Raw genomic sequence first — 24667 nt, forward strand, 5'->3', positions numbered from 1 at the left:
GAGGAAAGTCTGCAAAGCATTTTTATGAGATTAGTAATATTAGATTAACAATCTCAAGATAAAACTGTTCTTCTTGAGAAGTAAACACCTACACACCCTAAAATCAATAAAGTGAATCCAATTAGAATATAATTTAAGGTATTTGTGGCAGTAACAGGTAATTTGTTTCCAGTTGTTTTTTTATCAGTAGAGGTCTTATTTTCTTCTGCCTTTTGCTTATCTACTGGTTTCACAGTTGGAGTTTCTTCGCTTTTATTTTCTTCCTCTGTTATATCTTCTTCTCCATCTTCTTCTGGTTTTTCTTTCTCTTCCTCATTTGTATCATAAGCAAGGGTAGTCACACTTATCTCAGTCCAGCCGATCCAAGTGTCTTCCAAATCAAATGCTGCTACTGTAATGTCATAAGTAGTATCGGATGATAAGTAGGAAAATAAATAGTTTTCTTCCTCAATAGTATTTACTAACTCTTGATCTAGAAAGGCGGAGTAATAGGTAACTTCTTCTTCCCCCTCATAAGTCCAATCGATTTCAATGCTATCTTCCGTTACATCAATAACATTTATAGCGATAGGAGAAGAACCATCAAACTCTTCCTGATTTAAAAAGGCATTTACTCCTCTTGCAAGAAGTTGTTCCACAACAGCTAACTCTGAGGTGCCTTCTTCAAATGTTAATCCTTCGATTCCAAAAAGTGAAACCTCGCTAAGGTATTCCAACTTTAGTAGCACTTCAATATCAGTAATTGCTGTGTTATGCAGATATAAATACTCCAAGTCAATCTGTGATTCTAGCGTTGTAATATCAGAGATCGGATTGCCTGACAAGTCTAAATTGTAAATATACATGCCACTGAGAGAATCAATGTTCGTAATACTATTATCTGCAACATTTAAGTAGCCTAAGTACAACAAATCCTTTAAAGGAGATAATTCTTTTACTTGATTTCCAGTTATATCTAGAAATTCTAGATGAGTTGCATGTTCTAGTCCGGTGAGGTCTTTAATATCCATAAATGCTGAAAAGAGAAATTCTAAACGTTCCATATCTGATTGGTAGATAACCCGATCAGGTAAGAATAATGACTGTCTAATCGAGTCTTCTAGCCCAGCATCTGGGATTGAAACTATGTTACCAGATGGAAGAGCTAAGGTAGAGACAGAAGTTGATGCGTCAAAAAGGAACTCTCCTTCTTTACTATACATCTCTACTAAAATTTCATATTCTTTTTCCGCTTCTAAGCCGGAGATAACAAGAAATGTTTCAGTGGTTTCTTCGTATAGCTTGCCATCTAAATATACCTTGTAGTTATACTCTTCTTGACTTTCTTTATTGAACCACCATGATGAAATAATGCTTTCCTCCGAAACACCCTCAGCCCATAGTTCTAAGTATTCTTCGGAAATTTCCCCATCAAAGATATCAATATATACCTCTTTTTCATGCGGTGTATGTAGAACCTGCATGGCAGGAGATCCTTCAGATAGGTCAAGAGGAGATCCAGAAAGGGTAACCTCTATTAAATGAGGTAGTTGTAGTAATCAATATTAGAGATTTGTGTATCATGTAAGTATAAATGTTGCAAATGGTTTAACTGCTCCAAATCCCTTATATTTGTAATTGGATTACTCGATAACCATAGAGTAGATAGGTTACTTAAGCTTTTTAAAGGAGCAATATTAGAAATTTGATTTCCTTCCAAATCTAAATCAGTTAATTTAGTTAGATTAGCTAGTGGCGTGATATCGGTAATCTCATTAAAGTAAAGATAGAGTGTCTCTAAATTCACTGCTCGTTCTAATCCTGCTAAATTTTTGATTTCATAGTCTGCAGCAAACAGAATTGTTAAATTCTTTAAATCACTCTCGTAAAGATCTCTCGTAACACCTAAATGATCTTTAATCGCTTGTGTTAAGTTTGCATCAGGAAATGTTACTATTTATCCAGTTGGGTTAGGAATAGTACTTACCTCTAGAGAACTTTCTAGCAATGGAACATTAGAGGAACTGAATGCTTTTACTGTTACGACATATGTTGTATCGGCATTTAAGTTTGTAAATTTGTAGTCAGCAAATCTTGGTCCACCTGAGGATACTAGGGTTTCATCTAAGTAAAGTTCGTACTTAGCTATTCTTCCTTGAGTTCGATCAACAGAGCCATACCACATAACACTAAAGGGATTTTCACTAATAGACATCGCTTCAAGAATTAAGAGATTCTCCTCAGATTCATCAAGATTTTCCTGAATGAAGCTTTCCTTCTTCACTTCTTGACCGGTTCCACTAGTCTCGATCTTTTCATTTATATCTTCCACTGAAGTAGTTACTTCTTCTACTTGACCGTTCTTTACTAATAAAAAGCTTTGAACCTCATTACTAATTTGAATATCCGTGTTCACTGTTTCCCATAAAAGAGAAACTCCTTCCTCGGTCTGCACTGCTTTCATTAATGATACTACAGCTTGGTCCTTAGAATCTCTGCACACGACACTGGTGGACTTAATAAGGAAAGTAGTAAGGTAGACACAACCACAATATTTAGCCAAAAATGTCTTTTCAAATAAAACCAATCCTCCGATACTATTAAAATGCCTTACCTAACAAGAAGACTATACTCTTAAAGTAGTTTTTAGTGAATTGTCATTATTATAAATATTATATAAAATATGTAAATGTTTTTCTTGACAAAAAAGGTGCCTGTCCCCCGTCGATTTAACGCAACGGGGGGCAGGCACCCTTTAACCTATGCTTCCTTAATTTTGCTTGTCTGGCTTTAACTATTTTTATCAGGTTATTCTTGTATCATTCATAACCATTCGGATTCTCATTTTGCCATTTCCAAGAATCCTTACACATTTCCTCTAATCCTTTTTCTGCAGACCAATTAAGCTCTAACATGGCTTTTTCTGGGGCTGCGTAACATTCTGCGATATCTCCAGGGCGGCGGTCTACAATGCGATAAGGAATCTCTTTGCCAGATGCTTTTTCAAAAGCTTGGACCATTTCCAATACACTGCAGCCTTTACCAGTTCCGAGGTTAAATGCATGAACCCCTGTTGAGGTAGCAGTTTTTTCTAAGGCTTTTAAATGTCCTTTTGCTAAGTCCACTACATGAATATAGTCTCTAACACCTGTCCCATCAATGGTAGCATAATCGTTTCCGAAAACTTGCAGCTGTGGTAGCTTTCCGATTGCTACTTGTGTGATGTAAGGCATCAAGTTGTTCGGTATACCATTTGGATCTTCTCCTATACGACCACTTTCATGGGCTCCAATCGGGTTGAAGTAGCGTAATAATGAAATACTCCATTCCTGATCAGAAATATATAGGTCTCGTAAAATTTCCTCAATCATAAGTTTTGAACGCCCATAAGGATTTGTTGCACTAAGTGGGAATTCTTCTGAAATAGGTACAGTAACAGGCATTCCATAAACAGTAGCAGAAGAACTAAACACGATATTCTTTACACCGTATTTCTTCATTACTTCACAAAGCAACAGAGTACCAGTTATGTTGTTATGATAGTAATATAGCGGCTTTTCAACCGATTCGCCGACTGCCTTCAAGCCAGCAAAATGAATGACAGACTCGATAGAATGTTCGTTAAATACCTTCTCTATCTCCTCTATTTTCAAAAGGTCGGCTTCATAGAATGTAACTTCTTTTCCTGTAATCTCTTGTACTCGTTTTATCGCTTCATATTTACTATTTAAAAAATTATCTAAGACGATGACTTCATAACCTGCATTTAATAACTCTACACAAGTGTGACTGCCAATATAGCCTGCTCCACCAGTAACCAAAATAGCCATAATTATATGGACCTCCTCAATCAAAATACTTCTATATTTTAACATAACTTGATTCTTGATTATAGCCAGCACTATTACTACTTAAATAAGCTCTTTTAAAAAAATGTTGCAGCTATTAATAATAGAAGAGGTCATATTCCTATCACCGTCGAAGGAATATGACCTTTTGTTTTCATGTTGGTGCGGATTTTGAAATTCAATTAATGTAAAATAGTTCCAGTCACCTACTAATAAAGCTTTCCCTGACGATATAGCACAGTCGATAGTTTCATAACCGAATGAATATAGCAGTTCTGCCTGAGTGGCAGAGGATCGCCGAAGTAGGTAGGGAGAATGGTGTCCATGGTTGATTTCATTTTGTTGAGTAGGAGCTGGTACACTTGGTCCTCGGTGTAGAATTGGGTTTCACGCCCCTGCATCCATTCAAAGTAAGAGACGATTACCCCTCCTGCATTTGCAAGTATATCAGGGATGATGATGACTCCTTTGTCGCTTAAATAGCGATCTCCTTCACTAGTGATAGGAGCATTGGCGCCTTCTACAATGATTTTAGCTTTTATTTTATCCATATTATTTTGGTGGATTTGATCTTCCAAAGCTGCAAGGATTAAGACATCCACATCTAGATAAAGGACGTTATTGCGATCTTGTATGACAGCTTTTATGCTGGCTTGTTTAAGTTGTTCCTCCGTCTCTGGGAGATTTCCGTTATTCAGAGCGGTGAAACGTACGAGCCCCGGGATATCTAAACCATCGGAATTATATAAGGTTACGTTACGATCGCTTACGGCAACCACTTTTTTTTGTAGGTGTTGGCACTGGTATGCTTCTAGGGCAGTAACGGAGCCAACGTTTCCGAATCCTTGGATGGCGAGTGTAAGAGGGCGTCCATCGAATTGAAGTGCCGTTTTGGCAAAGGCATTTTCGGTACTTTGAAGGAAGCTTTTTTGTTGTTTAATAAAATCATGAATCATGTAGCGGAAAGTAAAATACACACCTTTTCCTGTCGCATCCCGCCGTCCTAACGAACCACCATTTACTACGCTTTTTCCAGTAAAGCTACCTTTATAAGGCTGACCTGGTCGAATACTTTTATATTCCGCCATCATCCAATCCATCTCACGCTCACCTGAGCCTACATCAGGAGCAGGAATATCTTTATCAGGTCCGATAATGTCACTGAAATATTGCACATATTTTTTACAAATGAGGTGAAGATCTTTGACCGAATAAGAGCGTGGATCGATAATTATTCCACCCTTTCCTCCTCCGTATGGAACGTCATGTAGCGCATTTTTTAATGTCATCAAGGCTGCTAAATTCATTACTTCTTCCTCATTTACGGACTCATGAAATCGAATTCCACCCTTATAAGGTCCTAACGCGTTATTATGCTGGACACGAAAAGCGGGTATTCTAACAACGTTGCCATTTTCTAAGGCAATTCGCAGGAAGGATTTATGAACATGATTTGGGGTGGAAAGAATCGCACCAAGTGAAGTGAAAGCCTGCTCTCTGGCGTCTCCTTGAAGCCCGGGGAGGAAAACGTCATCTTCTAATAAAGCCTTTAATGAATCTTGAACAATTTGTCTCGTTTGATTTGCCATTAGAGGGAACCACTCCGTTTCTATATTTCGCTACTTTGACTGTTTTCTAATAAGTTGAAAATTTTATCTTCTATTATATAGTCTACGTGATTTATGTATAGTCGTGCTTGCGTTCATCTCATTGCATTGGATAGGAAAACAACAATGACGTAGCTATCAAACTATAGAAAGAACCGTATTTTAAAATAGTATAACACACCGAAGTAAGCGTTATCATATCGTAGGATTGTTAACGGCAGAGCAATTTCAAGAAAACCCCAAATGGTACCTGGCACCATTTGGGGTTTTCTTGAAATTTTATTTTATACTACTATTTATATAGTTGATAGTTATTACGGCCACTGTTTTTAACGTTGTAGAGTGCTTGGTCGGCTTTGCGAAAGAGTTCTTTTGTTGTTGTCCCGTTTGTTGGATAGACAGAGATTCCGATGGATGTTGTTGCTTGAAATACATTTCCATCAAGATTGTATGGCTTCTCTAAAGATTCTCGAATCCGGTTGGCAACTTTCAAAACTTGCTCAGTATCTTCCACGTATTTTAGGAGAATAACGAATTCATCTCCACCTAAACGCGCGACAATATCTTCTGATCTCACGCAATCTTTTAATCGATTGGATAAGTGGACTAGCAATAAATCACCAACATCATGGCCAAAGGTGTCATTTATTTCTTTGAACTTGTCACAGTCTAAGAAAAGAAGGGCAAGCTTACCAGTGTCGTTTTGTGCACATGCTATTGCTTTTTCTAGCTCTTGTTCAAGATTACGACGATTAGGTAGATTGGTAAGACTATCATGATAGGCTTGGAAAGTAAGTTTTTCTTGTAGCTGTTTTCTCTCTGAAATAATTCTGCCGGTTAAGATAATCTGATCTAGCGCACCTTCACCTAAAATCGAATTACCATTGACTTCAACCCATATCTCATTTCCAAGATAATCGATATATTTATATTCGATTATCAGTGATTCTTCACTTTTATATAATTGCTCAATAGCTTTTTGTATGAGTTTTTGGTCCTCTTTATGAACGCCATAAACTGGATCTTTGCCTAGGATACTTTCATAGTTTTCACCAAAAATCATACGATAGGAAGGGGAGACATAAGAAATAACGCCGTCCTTATCCAGTACTTTTATTAAATCAGAAGAATGCTCAGTAATTAAACGGAATTTTTCTTCACTATCCTTAAGAGCATGTTCCATCGCTTTTTTCTCGGTAATGTCCTGTGCAATGATATATACTCCAGTTACATCGCCTTTAACAATAATTGGAACTTGTGTGACATAGAAATTTAAAATAGAACCGGAGGCATGAGATACATCCACCTCGTAACTATTTACTTGTCCTTCGATGGCTCGCTGCAGTAGATTATTTTGGAGATCAAGTTGAGCATTCACGAAATCCCCTAAATTTCTTCCGATAATATCTTCTTTTTTAAATCCTGTAAGCGTTTCGCTAGCGTCGTTACATTTTTGGATAACACCATTTGTATCAAGCATCAGTATGGCATTTTTATGGTAAGAGAAGAGTGACTTGTACGCCTCTTTGCTTTCTGCTAATTTTTTTTCTAATTCTACTAAGTGTTCAATATTTCGATAAATCATGGAATGGGCAACAATCTTATTTTGCTCATCGGTAATAGTCGAAAAGCTTACAGATGTGTGAATGGGATCTCCATTTTTTGTTAGCCGAATGGTTTCTAAGTTCGGTATCGTTTTCCCTTGATTTAAAGAAATAAATATCGCATTTGCTTGTGCTTTCAGTTCATTGGGTGTAAATAAAAATTCATACCAATTTCGTCCAACCATTTCTTCATGGGTCCATCCAAAATTAGTGTTAAACGCATCATTTATTTTTAAAATTTTCCCATTTGTATCAAGCACCAACATGGCATCTACAGTGTTAGCCACTAGGGAATGCAGAAAAATGTAATCCTCTGATTTCATCTTAAATTCACTAACATCCCTCGTGATAGCGAGTACGTAGAATTTCTCATCGTCTATTATAGGAGTTAAAGTTGTTTCAGAAGCAGGCATATCAGGTACAAACAGATTTAAATCAATATAATTAATGGATTCCTTTTTTGAGATGCATTCTAGATATTTCATCTCAAGAAGACGGAAGGTAGACTCAGGCAAAACATCTATAAGTTTTTTGCCTACCATTTCTACACCTAATTTTTGCTGTGCAGAACGATTTACCTTTGTATACCATAACGTATTATCTTTCCATTCCACTAAGAATGCCAAATCAACCATTTGTTCAAAGAAAAACTGGAATTTCTCTTCTATCATCATAGGTATCCATCATTTCCTTCTATATTTTTGAAAAATTTGGTGAAATATCTACTATTATTATAAGTTTTTGTTGTAAAATATGCTATAAGAACCATGAAAGAAGATATATTTTCCAATTGCAAAATTTGTAAAAAACTACTATTATAGTACTATTAATTGTAATATTTTAGCGGGAAATAGATTTAATAGGAGGATAGCAGGGTGAAAATACTTAAATGGATAACAAAGGATCAAGCTAAAAAAACTAGTAACCTTGAGCATGAGCATTTACTTGAAGAACATTTTTTTCATTCCATTTTTGATCATCACCCATATCCAGTTGTTTTAATAAATGCAGATGGTGTGATTGTGAGAAGTAATAAACATGTAAAATCACAATATGGTTATAATCAAAAGGAATTACTAGGGGATTTTAAAAAATATATTCCTACTGAAAGTGTAGATCATGTATGGAGTAATTTTCATAAAGTTTTTAAAGGAAAATCCTTAACATTTGAAACGAAAATGATACATAAAAACAAATCAGTCATAGATATTAGCGTTATATGTGTGCCTATTTTAGATAAACATAAAGATTTAGTCGGAATTTATGTGGTTATCCGAAATATCGACAAAGAAATGAAGACAAAGGAAGAATTGAGCTCTGTAAAAACCTATCTAGAATTAATGCAGGAAAGCGCCAAAATAGGTAGTTGGCAATTTGATATTTCTTCAAAAAAGGCATCGTGGTCAAGTGAAGCATTTGATATTCTTGGCATTGAAAATAGTAAACAAAGTTGCTTTAACTTTGAAGCCTTTTTAAGTATGGTACATCCTGATGATGAAGAAATGTTTCGACAACGCCTTAATCAAACTTTTACTAATGCAAAAAATGGTAAGCTAGAACTTCGTTTTATCACCCCAAGTAACAGGATTGTCCATCTTTTCATTTATGCAGATATTGTTTATTCAGATACAGGAGAACCTTCGCACTATCTGGGGACGCTGATGGATATAACGGAAACGAAGAGATTAGAAACGAAACTAAAGGATAAAGAACAAGAAGCGAAGGACGTTTATGATAGCTTAGAACTTGGAATATGGTCCTATAATTATGTTGCCAATGAATTCTTGTTTTTTTCTGATGGTATAGAACGGATAAGTGGTGTGGGGAAAGAAGAGTTTCATCGGAAGGAAAAGGTTTGGAAAGATCTTATTTTAGATGAAGATTTAGCTCAATTTAATGAAAACCAGAAGATAATAGCGAAAGGGAAGCCTGTCGAACAAGAATATCGAATCGTTTCACCTGATGGCGATATTAAATGGGTGAAGGACAGGATTAATCCTATATTCGATGAGAATAATAACGTCATCAGAGTAAATGGATTTGTTACTGATATAACCGAACATAAAATGCTTTTAGAAAAAATAAATTATCTAGCCAACCATGATTATTTAACAGATCTTCCAAACCGGAGAATGTTAAAGGAGGAAATGGACTTTCTAATTCAAAACTATGAAGAAAGTGAACAAAGCTTTGCTGTTCTCTATATTGACTTAGACCGTTTTAAATATATAAATGATACATTGGGTCATCCTGTTGGTGACCTTGTATTAAAGGCAATGGCAGATCGATTATCCTATTATCAGGAAGACGGGCACTTTGTAGCTCGAGTTGGCGGAGATGAATTTATTATTCTCTACCAAGGTGTAGATAAGATTGAAACAATAAAGAGTGTTGCTAAAGAATTGATTCAGCATTTAAGAGAGCCTATTTTTGTGGAGGATTATGAACTATTTCTTACAGCTTGTATTGGCATCAGTGTTTTTCCAATTGATGGTGAAACAGAGGAGACTCTGATGAAGCATGCGGATGTTGCTCTGTATCGTGCAAAAGAGTTAGGGAAAAATTATTTTGAAATATATACTCCTAATATCAATGTAAAAACTTATCAGCAATTTACTATCGAACGAGACATGCACAAGGCATTAAAGGAAAAGCAATTTATTGTTTATTTTCAGCCAAAGGTACATGCTCAAACTTATCAAATTGTTGGTGCAGAAGCGTTAATCCGTTGGGAACATCCGATTTGGGGTCTTCTTTCACCAAGTGAATTCATACCGATTGCAGAAGAAACGGGTATGATTAATGAAATTGGCGATTATGTGATGGAAGTAGTACTAAAACAAATTAACACTTGGACACTAGAAGGCGTGCCACTTGTACCAATATCCATCAATGTATCTCCACAACGATTTTTACGGAAAAATTATTTTCAACAGATAAAGAGAGCGATAGAAAAATATCGGGTAGATCCGACTTTCATTGAGCTAGAAATTACTGAAAGCTCCTTTTTGCATAATCCAGAGTTCGTACTTAGGACGGTAAAGGATCTTAGAAAGCTAGGACTTAAAGTGGCATTAGATGATTTCGGTACTGGCTATTCTTCTATGACAAGACTTGCGGAGCTAGAGATTGACGTATTAAAAGTAGATCGCTCTTTTGTTAAGGATGTAGAGACTAATAGGAAGAATGCAATCATCCTTGAATCCTTATTTATCATCGCAAAAGAGTTAGAAATTGAGGTTGTGGTAGAGGGTGTCGAGACAGAAGGCCAACTCCACTTTATGAAGCAAAAAAATTGTGACATTATTCAAGGGTATATTTTTAGTAAACCAGTGCCAGTCTCCCAATTTACGGATATGCTGGAGATGAGAAAGTTACTGCCTCAGAAAGCGAAGGACATGCGTCCTGCTACTGATCGAAGACAATTCTTTAGAATTGATTTTCCACATCAGCTACGAGGGGAATTAACCATTAAACAAATTAAAGGTAAGGATGTTCAGCTTGGAAAGGCGGGTATCGTGGTGGAGAATATTGGAGTAGGTGGACTACGCTTTATCTCCAACATTCAATTCCCTGTTCGTCCAGACTTAATCATTTCTATTCAAACAACCATCTTGGGAGAAACCAGATCCAATTTAGGAAAAATCGTCTGGAAGGATGAAGGACCTGATGCTTTTTATTACTATGGGGTCGAATTTATCGTAACCGATAATGAACGGGCAGAACTAACTGGTATTCTCAATCGCGTTGCTATTCAGTTGAAGGGTAGCAACATTCTTCCTGGAACTAATGTGGTGAAAGAGGATATGTGGGAGTTTTTAGAGAGATTGAAGGATGAATAGGTGAAAATGGGTGCCCTTGGTAGGGTACCCTTTTTTTGTGTGGAAATTATATAATTCATTTATTTGTGGATAGTTATTCGGTATAAGTTTTTTGAAAGTCTAGTATAGGTCCTTAGTGATATTGGGAACGGGATTTATAGTAGTAATAATTTATAATCGTACCATCAAAGAGCCTGGAAAAAGGGAGAACGATCAGCGTGTAATCGTGCCCTCAAAAACGAAAAAAGAGAAAAAGAGGGAACGATCAGCGTGTGATCGTGCCCTCAAAAATGAAAAAAGAGAAAAAGGGGGAACGATAAGCGTGTAATCGTGCCCTCAAAAACGAAAAAAGAGAAAAAGAGGGAACGATCAACACGTGATCGTGCCCTCAAAAAACGAAAAAAGAGAAAAAGAGGGAACGATCAGCACGTGATCGTGCCCTCAAAAACGAAAAAAGAAAAAAAGAGGTAACGATAAGCGTGTAATCGTGCCCTCAAAAACGAAAAAAGAGAAAAAGAGGTAACGATCAGCGTGTGATCGTTACCTCAAAAACGAATAAAGAGAAAAAGAGGGAACGATCAGCGCGTGATCGTGCCCTCAAAAACGAAAAAAGAGAAAAAGGGGGAACGATCAGGGCGTGATCGTGCCCTCAAAAACGAAAAAAGAGAAAAAGAGGGAACGATCAGCGCGTGATCGTGCCCTCAAAAACGAAAAAAGAGAAAAAGGGGGAACGATCAGGGCGTGATCGTGCCCTCAAAAACGAAAAAAGAGAAAAAGAGGGAACGATCAGCGTGTGATCGTTCCCTCAAAAACGAAAAAAGAGAAAAAGGGGGAACGATCAACACGTGATCGTGCCCTCAAAAAACGAAAAAAGAGAAAAAGAGGTAACGATCAGCACGTGATCGTGCCCTCAAAAACGAAAAAAGAAAAAAAGAGGTAACGATAAGCGTGTAATCGTGCCCTCAAAAACGAAAAAAGAGAAAAATAGGGAACGATCAGCGCGTGATCGTGCCCTCAAAAACGGAAAAAGAGAAAAAGAGGGAACGATCAGGGCGTAATCGTGCCCTCAACACCGAAAAAGAGAGAACGATCAGAACGTAACCTATAAGGATTAACTCGTGCTTGCACTTTTGTTCATGGTGTATTTAAAAAATATTCAGTCAATATAATGCACCTAAACAATCAATTGAGGAGCCCTTAAATAACAAGACGAGCGCATATAATGTAAGAAAGCGGTTACAAAAGGCGGTGGGGATGGGATGGAGACAAAAGTAGAGTCTGGGTTAGGTGAGAGTAATGTGGGCACGAAGGTGAAGATTGTGGATGGCAAGCCTAAGAGAAAGCTGAAGTGGAAGAGTATTTTAGCGTATACTGCGTTTGTTGGACCAGCATTGCTTTTCTTCCTGGTGATTCAGATTGTTCCTTTCCTTATGGGAGTCTACTATTCTTTTACTTCTTGGAATGGTGTTAGCTCTGTAGTGGAATGGGTAGGTTTGGATAACTATAAGAGGATATTTACGAATGATAAGATATTCTATGATTCCTTTTTGTTTACAACAAAATTTATGTTTGCGGCAGTTATTATAAGTAATATTATTGGTTTTGGTTTAGCGTTGTTATTAAACGCAGCATTGAAGACAAAAAATATATTGAGAACGGTATTTTTTATCCCGAATGTTATCGGGGGGTTACTACTAGGGTTTATCTGGCAGTTTATTTTTGTGAGAGGGTTCGCGTCGGTAGGTGAAGCGACGAATCTATCTTTTTTCAAGCTACCATGGCTTGGGGATGAAACAACAGCATTTTGGGGAATTGTGATTGTGTTTGCTTGGCAAATTAGTGGTTATATGATGATCATCTATATTGCTGCGCTACAAGGAGTTGATAACTCCTTACTTGAAGCGGCGAGAATTGATGGCGCTTCCAATTTCACACTTGTCACGAAAATTATTATTCCATTAATTTTACCGGCATTTACGATTTGTTTCTTCTTAACTATATCGATGGCCTTTAAAATATTCGACTTGAACCTTTCGTTAACTGGAGGAGGGCCTTTCAACTCAACACAGTCAGTTGCGATTAATATTTACTCAGAGGCTTTCCAAAATAACCGTTATGGTTTAGGGACAGCGAAGGCGATTATCTTCTTTGTAGTCGTGGCGATATTTACAACGTTCCAAGTAATGGCGACGAAGAAGAGGGAGGTTGAGGCATAATGAATCAAAAATATACGAAGCGGACATTTTTGTTGGAAATTTTCGGAATAGTACTTGGTCTCATTTTCCTCATTCCCTTTTACTTTGTGCTAATTAATTCGGTCAAAAGCTTTAGTGAGATTTTAATTGATGCAGCTGCATTGCCACAGGAGATTCTGTTTGCGAACTACGCAAAGGTGTGGGAAATTATCCAGTTTCCACGAGCATTTTGGAATTCACTCCTGATAACCGTGTTTAGTAATATCGGGATCGTCGTCATTAGCTCGATGGCGGCCTGGAAAATGGTTCGGACACCAGGGAAGTTTAGTAAAATATTATTTATCCTAATCGTTTCTGCAATGGTTATTCCGTTCCAAACGGTAATGATCCCATTGATGAAGCTTGGCGGGACATTAGGTCTGATTAATAGTATTCCTGGGATTGTTATTATGTATTTTGGTTTTGGTGTACCATTATCCTTATTCCTCTACCATGGTTTTGTCAAAACAGTACCACTTGAAATCGAGGAAGCAGCAAGAATTGATGGATGTAGTCAGTTTGGTGTGTTTTGGAGAATAGTTTTTCCATTACTAAAACCAATTACTGTAACAGTTATCATTTTAAACACGCTTTGGATCTGGAATGATTATCTTCTACCATTACTTGTGCTACAAAGTGCGGAATTACGAACAATCCCACTTGCAACAAGCTCATTCTTCGCACAATACACGAAACAGTGGGATATGGGGCTCGCAGCACTTGTATTAGGGATTTCGCCAGTCATTATTTTCTTCTTATTTTTACAAAGGCATATCATTAAGGGGATTGCCGCTGGATCTGTTAAGTAAACTTAGATTCCAAGCTTTACAGAATCAAAAGTTTATATAAAAATTAATCATAATTTCAAGGGGGGCACTACAATGAAACGCTTTATACTTCTTTTACTATCACTGTCACTTGTAGCGGGAATCTTTGCAGGCTGTTCAAGTAATAATTCTTCTAAGGACGACACAGGGAAATCTGGGGATGACGTCGTTACCTTAAACTTTTTCCAATTTAAAGTAGAAATTGCTGATCAATTAGCGGAAATGATTAAAGAATTCGAAGCAGAGCATCCAAACATCAAAGTTAAGCTAGAAACAGTTGGTGGTGGAGCGGATTACGGTGCAGCTTTAAAAGCGAAATTTGCTTCAGGTGAGCATCCGGATATTTTCAACAATGGTGGATTCAAAGAGTTAGAGCTTTGGAAAGAGCATTTAGCTGATCTATCTGATGAGCCTTGGGCAGAGCATGTATTACCAATCGGAAAAGTTCCAATGACAGACGAAGAAGATGGTAAGCTATATGGTATGCCAGTAAACCTTGAGGGTTATGGATTTATTTACAATAAAGACCTTTTCGAACAGGCGGGTATCACAGAGCCTCCAACAACGATTTCTGAATTAAAAGAAGCTGCGAAAAAGCTTGAAGCAGAAGGTATCACGCCATTCTCAGCTGGTTATGGCGAATGGTGGGTTATTGGACAGCATTTACTAAACATCGGGTTTGCTCAGCAGCCTGATCCAGAAGCATTCATCGCTGGTCTTTATGATGGATCTGAAAAAATTGTTGGTAATGCAGAATTAATTAAATTTAAAGAAGTACTAGATACAGAGATTAATTTTGGTAACAGCAATCCATTAACAACGGATTACAATACACAAGTAACACAATTTGCATCAGGAAAAACTGCTATGCTTCAGCAAGGTAACTGGACTGAAAACATGATTTATGAAGTGAACCCTGACATGGACATGGCATTTTTACCGATTCCAATCAGTGATGATGCATCAGCAGATCGCTTACCAGTAGGCGTTCCGAATAACTGGGTATTAAATAAAAACTCCGAGAATTTAGAAGAAGCGAAAACATTCTTAAACTGGATGGTTTCCTCTGAAACTGGACAGCGCTTTATCACAGAAGAGTTCGCCTTCATTCCGGCATTCGATAACATTGAACCAGCTGGCTTAGGTGCACTTGGTCAATCGATTCTTGAATACTCCAAAGAGGACAAAACAATTCCTTGGACTTGGTTCATGTGGCCAGACGGAGCAAATAAAGAATTCGCAGCAACTATCCAAGAATACGCAGCCGGAAGAATCGACTATGACACAGTATTAGAACGATTCCAAAGCACATGGGATAACCTAAAATAACCTCAAAAAAGAAAGCATGTCTATTCATAGGCATGCTTTCTGCTTATACTAAGATTATGTAAAAGCTCATTATTGATTTCGACACGATTGATTGGATTGGAGCGGAAAACGACACCTAAGATTAACAGAAACCCCAATACAAAGAAAAATCGCACCATGGATAATGAAAAAGTGGACCGTCTAGTTTCCCCCGTCTCCCCTGTGGATTGTAGTGCAAGGCGTGAGACTCCTGCGGGAAGTAGCGTTTTGTGGAGACCCCGCAGGCAAAGCCGAGGAGGCTCCACAAGCGCCCCGCGGAAAGCGAACGCCTGGCACGGAAATCCACAGGGCGTTCAAATGGGTCACCTTATATTTTCATGGCAGCTTTACTTACTAAAGATAGATCAAGGCAGAAGGTGGGGGTACAGTATGTTTAAAAAAAGTATTCGAAATAAGCTAATTGTACTACTACTTCTAATCACAATTCTGCCATTTGGCACATCCATCATCATCACCTATTACCATACGAAAGAAGCATTCAAAGACCTAGTCGTACAAGAAAATAGTAATCTCCTTTACCAAGGGAAAATCAATCTTGAAAACTATCTTAATGACCTCAACGGATTAACCCTTTCCCTATATAATAATCCGGATTTTATCAACTTCATGAGATCACCTGATAAAGAAGACAACTATTTAACAATTGGAATCGTAAAAAATGTTCTGCAGTCGATTCTTTATGCTGAAGATAATATCAAGCGGGTCGAAATTTACTTTGCTGAAGATGAACGGAGCATTACGGCTTCAAAACGATCTACTGTTGTATTCTCTAGTCGTATTAATAACTCGGTATTTGAAAATTCTTATCGTCGTGCCCAGCTGAGCCCGTTTAATATGTATTTGGACGGTACTCAAGCACATAAAGGTAAAAATACGTTATATCTCCATCGTGTTTTAACTAATGTCCCTTCCGAAAAAGTGCTAGCTTTTATTACGGTAGAGATAGCATCAGAGCGTATTTTAGAGTTAAGTGAAAACCTCTACAATAAGGAAACAGAGGAATTCTTTATTTTATCCTCCACAGGTGAGTTGGTTTATAGCTCGGATGTGGAAGTGTTTGCCAAGCACGAGCAAGGGGAGCAAAAATGGATAGATGCGGTCATGAAATCTAATGTGGACCATGGTACGATGGAATGGGAGAATGATGAATTTCAAGGAGTTATGATGTACGATCGAACACAGGCTTCCGTTGGGGGCTGGGTGATAGTGAAGCGCGTTCCCTACACGACCTTGTATGAAAATGCCTTTGCTGTAACGAAAATTAATATAATGTTCGGGGTTGTAGGGTTGTGCCTCGTAATCATGGCGACGCTTTTTGTTTCTTTTAAAATAACTTCTCCTATTCGTGTGCTTATGCGGAACATTCAGCAAGTAGAGGAAGGGAATATGAAGGTTCAGTTTCCGTCTCTTGGAACGGATGAAATAGGTATTTTAGGATATCGTTTTAAGCAAATGATGGAGAAAATTAACCAGCTTATTAATCGGGAGTACAAGCTAGAAATTGAAAATAAAACGAACCAATTAAAAGTGCTTCAATCACAGTTAAATCCACATTTTCTCTATAATGCCTTACAGTCGATTGGAACCGTTGCTTTAAAAAATAATGTGCCACAAATTTATACACTTGTGACACATCTTTCGAAAATAATGCGATACGGTATGAATATGGACGAGGATATGGTGCCACTAAAAAAAGAAATTAATTATATGAAAGCCTTTCTTTTACTGCAAAAAGAACGATTTGGCGATCACCTAGAATACGAGTTGGATGTTGAAGATGAGGCGATGAATGTATTAGTGCCAAAAATGATTCTCCAGCCTATTATTGAGAACTACTTTAAGCATGGTTTTGATATCAGAGAAGGAGTAGGAAAACTCAAGGTGGTAGGTAAAATAGAAGAGTCTACGCTTCTTCTTACGATCCGTGATAATGGGGTTGGAGTGACGGATGCACGCTTACGAGAAATTTATCGCTATTTTGAAGAAGGAAATACGCTTAAAGATGAAGAAAGGACTAATATTGGCTTAAAGAATGTCTATGTGCGATTGCAGCTGTACTATGATGGAGCGGCTTCTATGCGATTAGAAAATGATGCAGCTGGTGGGTTCAAGGTTCGGCTCAAGTTACCGATTGGTGCAGGGGGTGAAAGGGATGAAAGCGATCATCATTGACGATGAGAAGCATGTTCGTGAAGGACTGCTCCTCTTGGGTGATTGGAAACAAAATGGAATTGATACCATATTGGAGGCAGAGGATGGAGAAGAAGCCATCGCACTTATCACCGAGCACCGTCCTGAGATTATATTTACCGATATGAGCATGCCAAAGATGGATGGAATTAGTCTTTTAAAGTGGATCGATGCTTCTGGAATAAACAGTATAACTATCGTGGTTAGTGGCTATGATGATTATGCTTTTATGCGCAATGCTATTTATTATAAGAGCTTCGACTATATCTTAAAGCCAATTGATCCTGATATATTGAATGAGACGCTGGAGCGAGCGGTGAATAATTGGAAGGAGTTAGCCCTTGCTAGAAGGTCGTCGGTGGCGTCTGGTGAACCTGGATTGCTATCTTCCCAAAATGAATTGAATAGCATGCAGCAAATTGAAGAATATTTGCGAACCAATTACCAGCAGGAAATCACACTTCAAGAAATTGCGGACCGTTTTTACTTAAGTAGAGAGCATATTTCACGGAAATTCAAACAACAATATCACGAAACCATTACCGACTATATTACGAGAATTCGAATGGAAAAGGCGAAGGAGCTTCTCGCTAAGCCACATGTGAAAATTTACGAAGTAGCCTATCATGTCGGCTATCAAAATGAAAAGTATTTTAGTAAGGTATTTAAAAAATTCACGCGACAGACTCCGAATGAATATCGGAGTACACTCTCAAGATAACGATTAGAAAATGAATAAATGGGGTGCAGGAAGATGGAAAAGTTACGTATGGGGATTATCGGTGTAGGTGGAATTGCGCAAGGTCGTCACATTCCTACTTTTTTAAAATTAGCAGATAAAGTTGTCATCGAAGCGATTAGTGATGTAAATGAAGCAACGGCTAAGCTTGTTGCCGAGAAGTTTGGAATCGAGAAGGTGTATGCACATTATGCGGATATGTTTAGTGAAGTAGACGCAGTCACGATTTGTACACCAAATAAATTTCACGCCGAGATCACGATTGCAGCACTAGATGCGGGCTTACATGTATTTTGCGAAAAACCGATGGCGATGACACCGGATGAATGTGAAAGAATGATTGCTGCTTCTGAAAAGTCAGGCAAGCAATTAGCAATCGCGTATCATTATCGCTTCATGAAGGAATCGATTGCTGCGAAGCGACTGGTCGTGGAAAATGAAATCGGCAAGCCAATCGTCGCTCGTGCGAAAGGAATGCGTCGTCGCAAGGTACCTGGATGGGGCGTATTCACGAACAAAGAACTTCAAGGTGGCGGAAGCTTAATCGATTACGGCTGCCATTTACTAGATTTGTCGTTATGGTTACTTGGAAATCCAAAGCCAATTGAAGTGCTTGGGACTACCTACAACGAGCTAAGCAAGATACCTGGTCAAGTGAATCAATGGGGAAGCTTCGATCATGAGACGTTTGAAGTGGATGACCATGTAACAGCCTACATAAAATTCGAAGGCGGCGCTTCGATGTTATTTGAGACTTCTTGGTCCGCAAACATAAAGGACGACGAGGAAAGTGTTAGTATCTCTGGTATTGACGGGGGTGTCGACCTGTTTCCTTTTAGCTTGAACCAAATGAAACATGGCATGCTATTAAACACAGAAGCAAGTTGGGTTCCAGGCGAAGACGACCCAAGCCTCCCGCAAGCCCTAAACTTCATCAATAGCTGCCTAGGACTAGAAGAACTAATCGTCAAGCCCGAACAAGCCATGCAAGTATCACAAATCATTGATGCTATATACCGTAGTAGTGAAACGGGCGTAAGTATTAAGGTCTAAATTGTGAGTGGTGAGGGAAATGGTGCCAGCACCATTTCTCTTTTTTTAGTAATGAAGCGGGGTAGGGGAGTGTTAGGTTGACATAATGTACGAGGGAGCAGTTAGTTGTTTTGAAATTTTTCATCCTCAGGGTACCACTTAAAGTACTTCGAAATAGTTGCTGTAATATCATGTGTTGGAGGATATTTTATAGGAACAATATTTTCTTGAAAATCCTTTTTTTAAAGTTAATTATTTATAAAAGTATTGAATCACTTATAACTTCTACATTTCCATTTGGGTTTAATCAAACGTTTGTTTAAATTTTGCTATGTTAGTATTTTAATTTTGTGAAAAATGGAGGTTTATGTAAAGGACTTCAATTTTCCAGCGAATTAGCATTATATTCTTTCATGTTCTTGCCTTTAATCTAACAAAAATACTAAACTATAATGCTCAAAGGTTGTCGCGATTTTGATTTTCGAGCTGAATTTATTGATCGTTAATAGTTTCTTGAAAATCCTTTTTTTAAAGTTAATTTTTAAAAAAAGTGCTGAACCACTTGCAACTTCTACATTTCCATTTTGATTTAATCAAACGTTCGTTTAAATTTCGCTATATTAGTATTTTTAATTTGGGGGAGTTGGGGATTTTGTTGAAGAGGTTGATTGTAGGTTTTACTGATACATCTTTATATTCTAGATAGGAATCCCCAAAGGCACTTCTGAGCTGTCTTTTGGGGATTTTTTTACTGAGTAAGAATGTATTTCAGTGTTTCTAGTTGCCATAGCTAGCTTCTTTGGATTTCTTACGCGCTACCCGCATGGAATACGATTGCATTTAGTGCCCGGTCGTTAGCGGATATCTCCATGATATTGGTCTCGCTTGTCTCTATTCGTCTCGCTTTAACCTTATAGGTATATGAACCAGGAGTAAGAATGAAGTCTGTCCATGATAGGTAGACTGTATTCATAAGTGTTTTAATTTCTGTGTCTTGACCTAGTTGTTTTATAGCGGCATAGTTTTCAGTTGTTATTAATGTGTCATTTCTCCATAAGGAAAATTCAGTATGAAAACTATATTCAGAAGCCTCCCCAGTCTTCACAACAGTGCTTATCACGGAATCTAGTTTAACTTTTTCGAGGGGGAGCTTAATCACAACATCTAGTTTCAGCACTTCTACACTAGCATCGGCTGGAATCTCTATGGTTTGTTTTGTTTGGCTAAAATAATATCTAGGCTCCTTACTTTTGGGAGACGTATCACAATTACATGGCACTCGACAGCCGCAACTTTTTCTCCATTCGAAATATAAGGACATGAAAATTCACCTCTTTCTAAATCCTCCATTCACTAAAATATGCAATAAAAAGCTAAGTGTATAGGTTGTCATCCGCAGTTAGCAGGTTAATATAGGGAAAATGGTTCCTAGCCCTATTTTTCAAAATCAGGTGTTTTTCTGTTATACTGTTTTTGATATTATTTGGTTTATTTATTGAATTCGGGGTGGTATATGTGAGTAAGGTTGAGGGTGTAGATGTGATTTTTTTGGAGCCTGTTTTTCAGGAGCGTATTTGGGGAGGAACGAAGCTTGCGACGGAGTTTGGATACGAGATTCCCTCGAATTTGACTGGGGAGTGTTGGGCTGTTTCTGGCCATCCGAATGGACAAAGCATCGTAAAGAATGGTCCATTTGCAGGTAAGTCTCTAGGTGAACTTTATACGGAAAAACATGAGCTTTTCGGTAATCATTCAAGCGATAAGTTTCCGTTATTAACGAAGATTTTAGATGCTAATCAAGATCTTTCTGTACAAGTTCATCCTAACGATGAGTATGCTAATACATATGAGAATGGTGAGCTAGGAAAAACAGAATGTTGGTATGTGATTGATTGTGTAGATGGAGCAGAAATTATTTTTGGGCATACTGCGCAAACGAAAGAAGAGTTTGTCTCGAAGGTTGAAAATGGTGAGTGGGATGAGCTATTAACTCGTGTGAAAGTACAGCCTGGTGATTTCTTTTATGTGCCAAGTGGAACGATTCATGCTTTGTGTGCAGGAGTGTTGATTCTAGAGACGCAGCAAAGCTCGGATACGACATACCGCGTTTATGATTATGATCGTAGAGATAAAGAAGGTAATGAAAGGGAGTTGCATATTGAGAAATCAATTGCTGTATCTACGATTCCTCATGAGAATGTGAATGTTGCTCCAAAAGTAAAGGAATTAGAAGGTGCGACGGTAACAAATTATGTAGAGGAAGAGTATTTCACGGTATATAAATGGAATGTGCAAGCGAATTTTAAAGCGGAACAGAACAAGCATTTCCTCATCGCAAGTGTTATTGAAGGAGAAGGAGAGCTTCTTACGACTGGTGGAAGCTACCAGCTTCAAAAAGGTGATCACTTTATTCTGCCAAGTGGTATTGGGGAATTTGAAGTGAAAGGCAATATTGAAGTAGTGGTGTCTCACCCTTAAAAGTAAATGAGGAAGAAAAAGTAAAACGGGGCCTGGCACCGTTTTACTTTTTTTTCCTTAATTTTTGCATGAGGTAGGATTCGAAGATGATGTCGATTAGAATGAGGAGGGTGGATCTTGCGGTTAGGTCGTAGCCGGCAAATTTTACTCGTTCGACATTGGCACTTAGTGAGGCGCTTACAAGTTTATTTAGCTGGCTGTCTATGGTATTTGTGATGGCTGCTGTGTTGGTGTTATGATATTTTAGTTTTTCGGCAATTTTTAAGATTGTTTGTGTTTCTCCACTCGAAGAAATGAAAATGACGAGATCGTTTCTTCCAACCATATTCGTTAATAGATCGATAATATGTGATTCATATACATAGAAGGTGGGCTTGTTCACTTGCATGAGTAGCTTGCTAAAGTATTCCCCCATCATTTTTGATAATCCGACTGCTACAATAATGACTTTTTCAGCGCGTACGATATGCGAAGTGAGCTCATTAATATCCTCAATCCTCAATTGTCCCAACATCCCATTGATATCTTGGTGGTGACGGCTAATGATATTTTCATCGCTTGGAATATGATCCTCATCCAATGTTTTCAATATGTATTTTAATTCCGTAAATCCTTCGAGACCAAGCTTATGGCACATTCTCACTATGGTAGTGGTACTTACATTGTTCCGTTCAGCAAGCTCTGTTAAAGGCAGATTTTTAGCGGAATCTAAGTGATCTTCAATGTAATAGAGAACGTGCTTTTCAGAGTGGCTTAACGCTGGAACGGAATTGGCAAAACGCTCAATAACTCTTCCCATTATTCTTTCATCCTTTTCTACTAATCGCATTTACTTGCTATTGTACATCAATCCGTACAATTGTACATGGAGTGTACAATAATAGTATGGCTTTGTATGGTAAAACATATATGTAAGCGATTTTAGGAACCGCTTTCAAATTTCCGAGAAGGTGGAATGAGGTGTCATGATGGAACTAAAGATAATGACAGATAAAGATTTGCTCTTTTTTGACAAAGAATGGTCATCAAAAGAACAAGTAATTGAAAGCTTAGTAGATTCTTTATATAAAAATGGCAACATTGATTCGAAAGAAATATTTTTACAGGCAGTATTAGATAGAGAGAAACTTTCTCCTACTGGAATGGAAGCTGGGTTGGCGATTCCTCATGGAAAGTCAAACGTAGTAAAAAAAGCTGCATTTGCAGTAGCGAAGCTGAGAACACCTGTATCCGATTGGGAAAGTATCGATCCTAATAACCAAGTAAAATTAGTATTTTTACTTGCTATTCCTGACACAGAGGCGGGAAGTACCCACTTAAGGTTGTTGTCTGAATTAAGCACTCGTTTAATGAACCCTAATTACTTAAAACGCTTATATGCAGCAGATAATACGGAGAGTTTCCTAGTTGCGCTGGATGAGATAGAGCAGGAAAAAGTATCGGCAACTCCAATTGGGGATGGACCAAAGAAAAAGGTATTAGCGATTACAGCTTGTGCAGCTGGCATTGCCCACACTTATATGGCGGCAGAGGCTTTAGAAAAAGCGGGCCGTGAACTAGGTGTGGAGGTATTAGTGGAAAAGCAAGGCGCGAACGGAATAGAAGATGAGCATTTAGCTGCCCGAATTAAAGAGGCAGACGCTGTAATTTTTGCAACAGATATTGCACCTAAAGGAATGGAGCGCTTCAACGGTTTACCATTTATTCGTACGAAAGTAGCCCAACCATTACGTGAAGCGAAAGCAATGATTACGAAAGTTTTAGAAAATCCAGATGGAACCGTTAACGTAAATGAGGAGGCTTCTGAAACGAAGGAGGAAAAGAAAGGTTTTTTCTCAGAGTTGGCAGCAGCCATTTTGACAGGTATCTCGTATATGATTCCGGTAATCGTTTCTGCAGGGTTGATGATTGGTATTGCAAAATTAGGAGCGATGCCGTTTGGACTAGTCCAAGAAATAAATCAGCTAGAGTATGCCACACACTCTAATCAATTACTCGTGATTCTTCATCATTTAGATAAATTCGGAGGCATGATCTTTAAGTTTATGTATCCAGTGTTTGGTGCCTTTGTCGCGTATGCGTTAGCAAATCGTCCAGGTATAGTGTCAGGTTTTATTGGAGGGGCATTTGCCGCAGGATTACATTTTACCTTCTGGGGTGTCGAAGGTGGAGTAGCTTCTGGCTTTTTAGGAGCGTTAGTTCTAGGTTTAACAGCAGGTTATGTTTCGAAAATAGCAAATGAAAAAATTAAGTTAAATAAAAATTTCCAAGCTATGAAGCCGATGTTACTTATTCCGGCAATTAGTGTGTTGTCCGTATTCTTCATGAACTTTTATTTTGTTGATCCAGTATTTGGGGCTTTAAATGTTTGGTTAACAAATGTAATAGCTGCAGCAGAAAGTTCTGGAGCATTATTCTTATCTTCTATTATTGCAGGAGCAACTGCTTTTGACTTAGGTGGACCAATTAATAAAGCAGCTGGTGCGATTGCAATTGGACTAGCAGCCGATGAAATTTTCCCATTAACCGCACGTGTGCTAGCAATTGTTATCCCACCAATTGGGTTAGGACTAGCAACGGTCATCGATCGTTATGTGGTAGGACGCCGTGTGTTCGAAGCGGATTTACGAGTTGCAGGGAACACTTCTTTGCTTTTAGGATTCATTGCAATTAGTGAAGGTGCGATTCCATTTATGCTTCGTAATCCATTACTAACTATTCCATTAAACATCATGGGAGCAATCTTAGGTGCGTGTACAGCTGTTATCCTTGGGGCAGTTCAATGGTATCCATTACCAGCAATTTGGGGCTGGCCATTAGTAGAAAATGTTTGGGCATATTTAATCGGTTTAGCAGTAGGGGCAGGATTCATTGCTTTCTCTAACATCTTCATCCGTTATGCCTTATTGAAGCGAAAAGAACGAAAAGCAGTAAGCTAAA

17 protein-coding genes are annotated in these 24667 nt (G+C 38.1%); 9 read left to right on the top strand and 8 right to left on the bottom strand.

All coding sequences use genetic code 11. The annotated features are described in order from the left end of the window. Positions 1–53: 53 nt before the first annotated feature. The 6 genes from BK580_RS02625 to BK580_RS02650 all read right to left on the bottom strand — a co-directional run bounded on the left by BK580_RS02625 (position 54) and on the right by BK580_RS02650 (position 7712). On the bottom strand, positions 54–1463 hold the full coding sequence (locus BK580_RS02625) for a leucine-rich repeat domain-containing protein (RefSeq protein WP_078378829.1): 1410 nt from the start codon (positions 1461–1463) through the stop codon (positions 54–56). Between the two features lie 53 nt (positions 1464–1516). Next, positions 1517–1786, bottom strand: a complete 270-nt coding sequence (locus BK580_RS23255) for a leucine-rich repeat domain-containing protein (RefSeq protein WP_139364824.1) — start codon at positions 1784–1786, stop codon at positions 1517–1519. Positions 1787–1936: 150 nt separating this feature from the next. Beyond that, positions 1937–2443: a fibronectin type III domain-containing protein gene (locus BK580_RS02635; protein ID WP_139364825.1), complete on the bottom strand. Its 507-nt coding sequence runs from the start codon at positions 2441–2443 to the stop codon at positions 1937–1939. 355 nt (positions 2444–2798) lie between these two features. After that, positions 2799–3809 (bottom strand): UDP-glucose 4-epimerase GalE, encoded by a 1011-nt coding sequence (galE, locus tag BK580_RS02640; protein WP_078378832.1) that lies wholly within the window; start codon positions 3807–3809, stop codon positions 2799–2801. A gap of 227 nt (positions 3810–4036) precedes the next feature. Next, entirely contained in the window at positions 4037–5416 is a 1380-nt protein-coding gene (locus BK580_RS02645; protein WP_078378833.1) for a Glu/Leu/Phe/Val family dehydrogenase, read from the bottom strand. Positions 5417–5726: 310 nt separating this feature from the next. Beyond that, positions 5727–7712: a PAS domain S-box protein gene (locus tag BK580_RS02650; protein WP_078378834.1), complete on the bottom strand. Its 1986-nt coding sequence runs from the start codon at positions 7710–7712 to the stop codon at positions 5727–5729. Positions 7713–7913: 201 nt separating this feature from the next. On the opposite strand from BK580_RS02650, the gene BK580_RS02655 reads away from it, so the two are divergent. The 7 genes from BK580_RS02655 to BK580_RS02685 all read left to right on the top strand — a co-directional run bounded on the left by BK580_RS02655 (position 7914) and on the right by BK580_RS02685 (position 19270). Further along, positions 7914–10880, top strand: coding sequence for an EAL domain-containing protein (locus BK580_RS02655; RefSeq protein WP_078378835.1), 2967 nt, complete (start codon positions 7914–7916; stop codon positions 10878–10880). Between the two features lie 1238 nt (positions 10881–12118). Next, positions 12119–13075: a carbohydrate ABC transporter permease gene (locus BK580_RS02660; protein WP_078378836.1), complete on the top strand. Its 957-nt coding sequence runs from the start codon at positions 12119–12121 to the stop codon at positions 13073–13075. Beyond that, positions 13075–13902, top strand: a complete 828-nt coding sequence (locus BK580_RS02665) for a carbohydrate ABC transporter permease (protein ID WP_078378837.1) — start codon at positions 13075–13077, stop codon at positions 13900–13902. The genes BK580_RS02660 and BK580_RS02665 overlap by 1 nt, the downstream gene beginning before the upstream one ends. Positions 13903–13974: 72 nt before the next feature. Next, complete coding sequence (locus tag BK580_RS02670) at positions 13975–15249, top strand: ABC transporter substrate-binding protein (protein ID WP_078378838.1); 1275 nt, start codon at positions 13975–13977, stop codon at positions 15247–15249. A 408-nt stretch (positions 15250–15657) separates the two neighbouring features. Further along, positions 15658–17460, top strand: coding sequence for a sensor histidine kinase (locus tag BK580_RS02675; RefSeq protein ID WP_078378839.1), 1803 nt, complete (start codon positions 15658–15660; stop codon positions 17458–17460). Continuing rightward, positions 17441–18199 carry a response regulator transcription factor gene (locus BK580_RS02680; protein ID WP_078378840.1) on the top strand — a complete coding sequence of 253 codons (759 nt, stop codon included), beginning with the start codon at positions 17441–17443 and terminating at the stop codon, positions 18197–18199. The genes BK580_RS02675 and BK580_RS02680 overlap by 20 nt, the downstream gene beginning before the upstream one ends. 33 nt (positions 18200–18232) lie before the next feature. Further along, positions 18233–19270: a Gfo/Idh/MocA family protein gene (locus BK580_RS02685; protein ID WP_078378841.1), complete on the top strand. Its 1038-nt coding sequence runs from the start codon at positions 18233–18235 to the stop codon at positions 19268–19270. A 787-nt stretch (positions 19271–20057) separates the two neighbouring features. Here the strand turns inward: BK580_RS02685 and BK580_RS02690 are convergent. After that, on the bottom strand, positions 20058–20570 hold the full coding sequence (locus BK580_RS02690) for a hypothetical protein (protein ID WP_078378842.1): 513 nt from the start codon (positions 20568–20570) through the stop codon (positions 20058–20060). A 194-nt stretch (positions 20571–20764) separates the two neighbouring features. On the opposite strand from BK580_RS02690, the gene manA reads away from it, so the two are divergent. Beyond that, positions 20765–21727, top strand: a complete 963-nt coding sequence (manA, locus tag BK580_RS02695; RefSeq protein ID WP_078378843.1) for a mannose-6-phosphate isomerase, class I — start codon at positions 20765–20767, stop codon at positions 21725–21727. Positions 21728–21770: 43 nt separating this feature from the next. Here manA and BK580_RS02700 read toward each other — a convergent pair whose 3' ends face one another. After that, on the bottom strand, positions 21771–22526 hold the full coding sequence (locus BK580_RS02700) for a MurR/RpiR family transcriptional regulator (RefSeq protein WP_078378844.1): 756 nt from the start codon (positions 22524–22526) through the stop codon (positions 21771–21773). A 169-nt stretch (positions 22527–22695) separates the two neighbouring features. Between BK580_RS02700 and BK580_RS02705 the strand changes: the two genes are divergently transcribed. Continuing rightward, the gene (locus tag BK580_RS02705) at positions 22696–24666 is read left to right on the top strand and encodes a fructose-specific PTS transporter subunit EIIC (protein ID WP_078382615.1); all 1971 of its coding nucleotides are present in this window, start codon (positions 22696–22698) and stop codon (positions 24664–24666) included. The last annotated feature ends 1 nt before the right edge of the window (position 24667 follow it).

The organism is Sutcliffiella halmapala (assembly GCF_002019665.1).
Classification (GTDB): Bacteria; Bacillota; Bacilli; order Bacillales; family Bacillaceae_I; genus Sutcliffiella_A; species Sutcliffiella_A halmapala.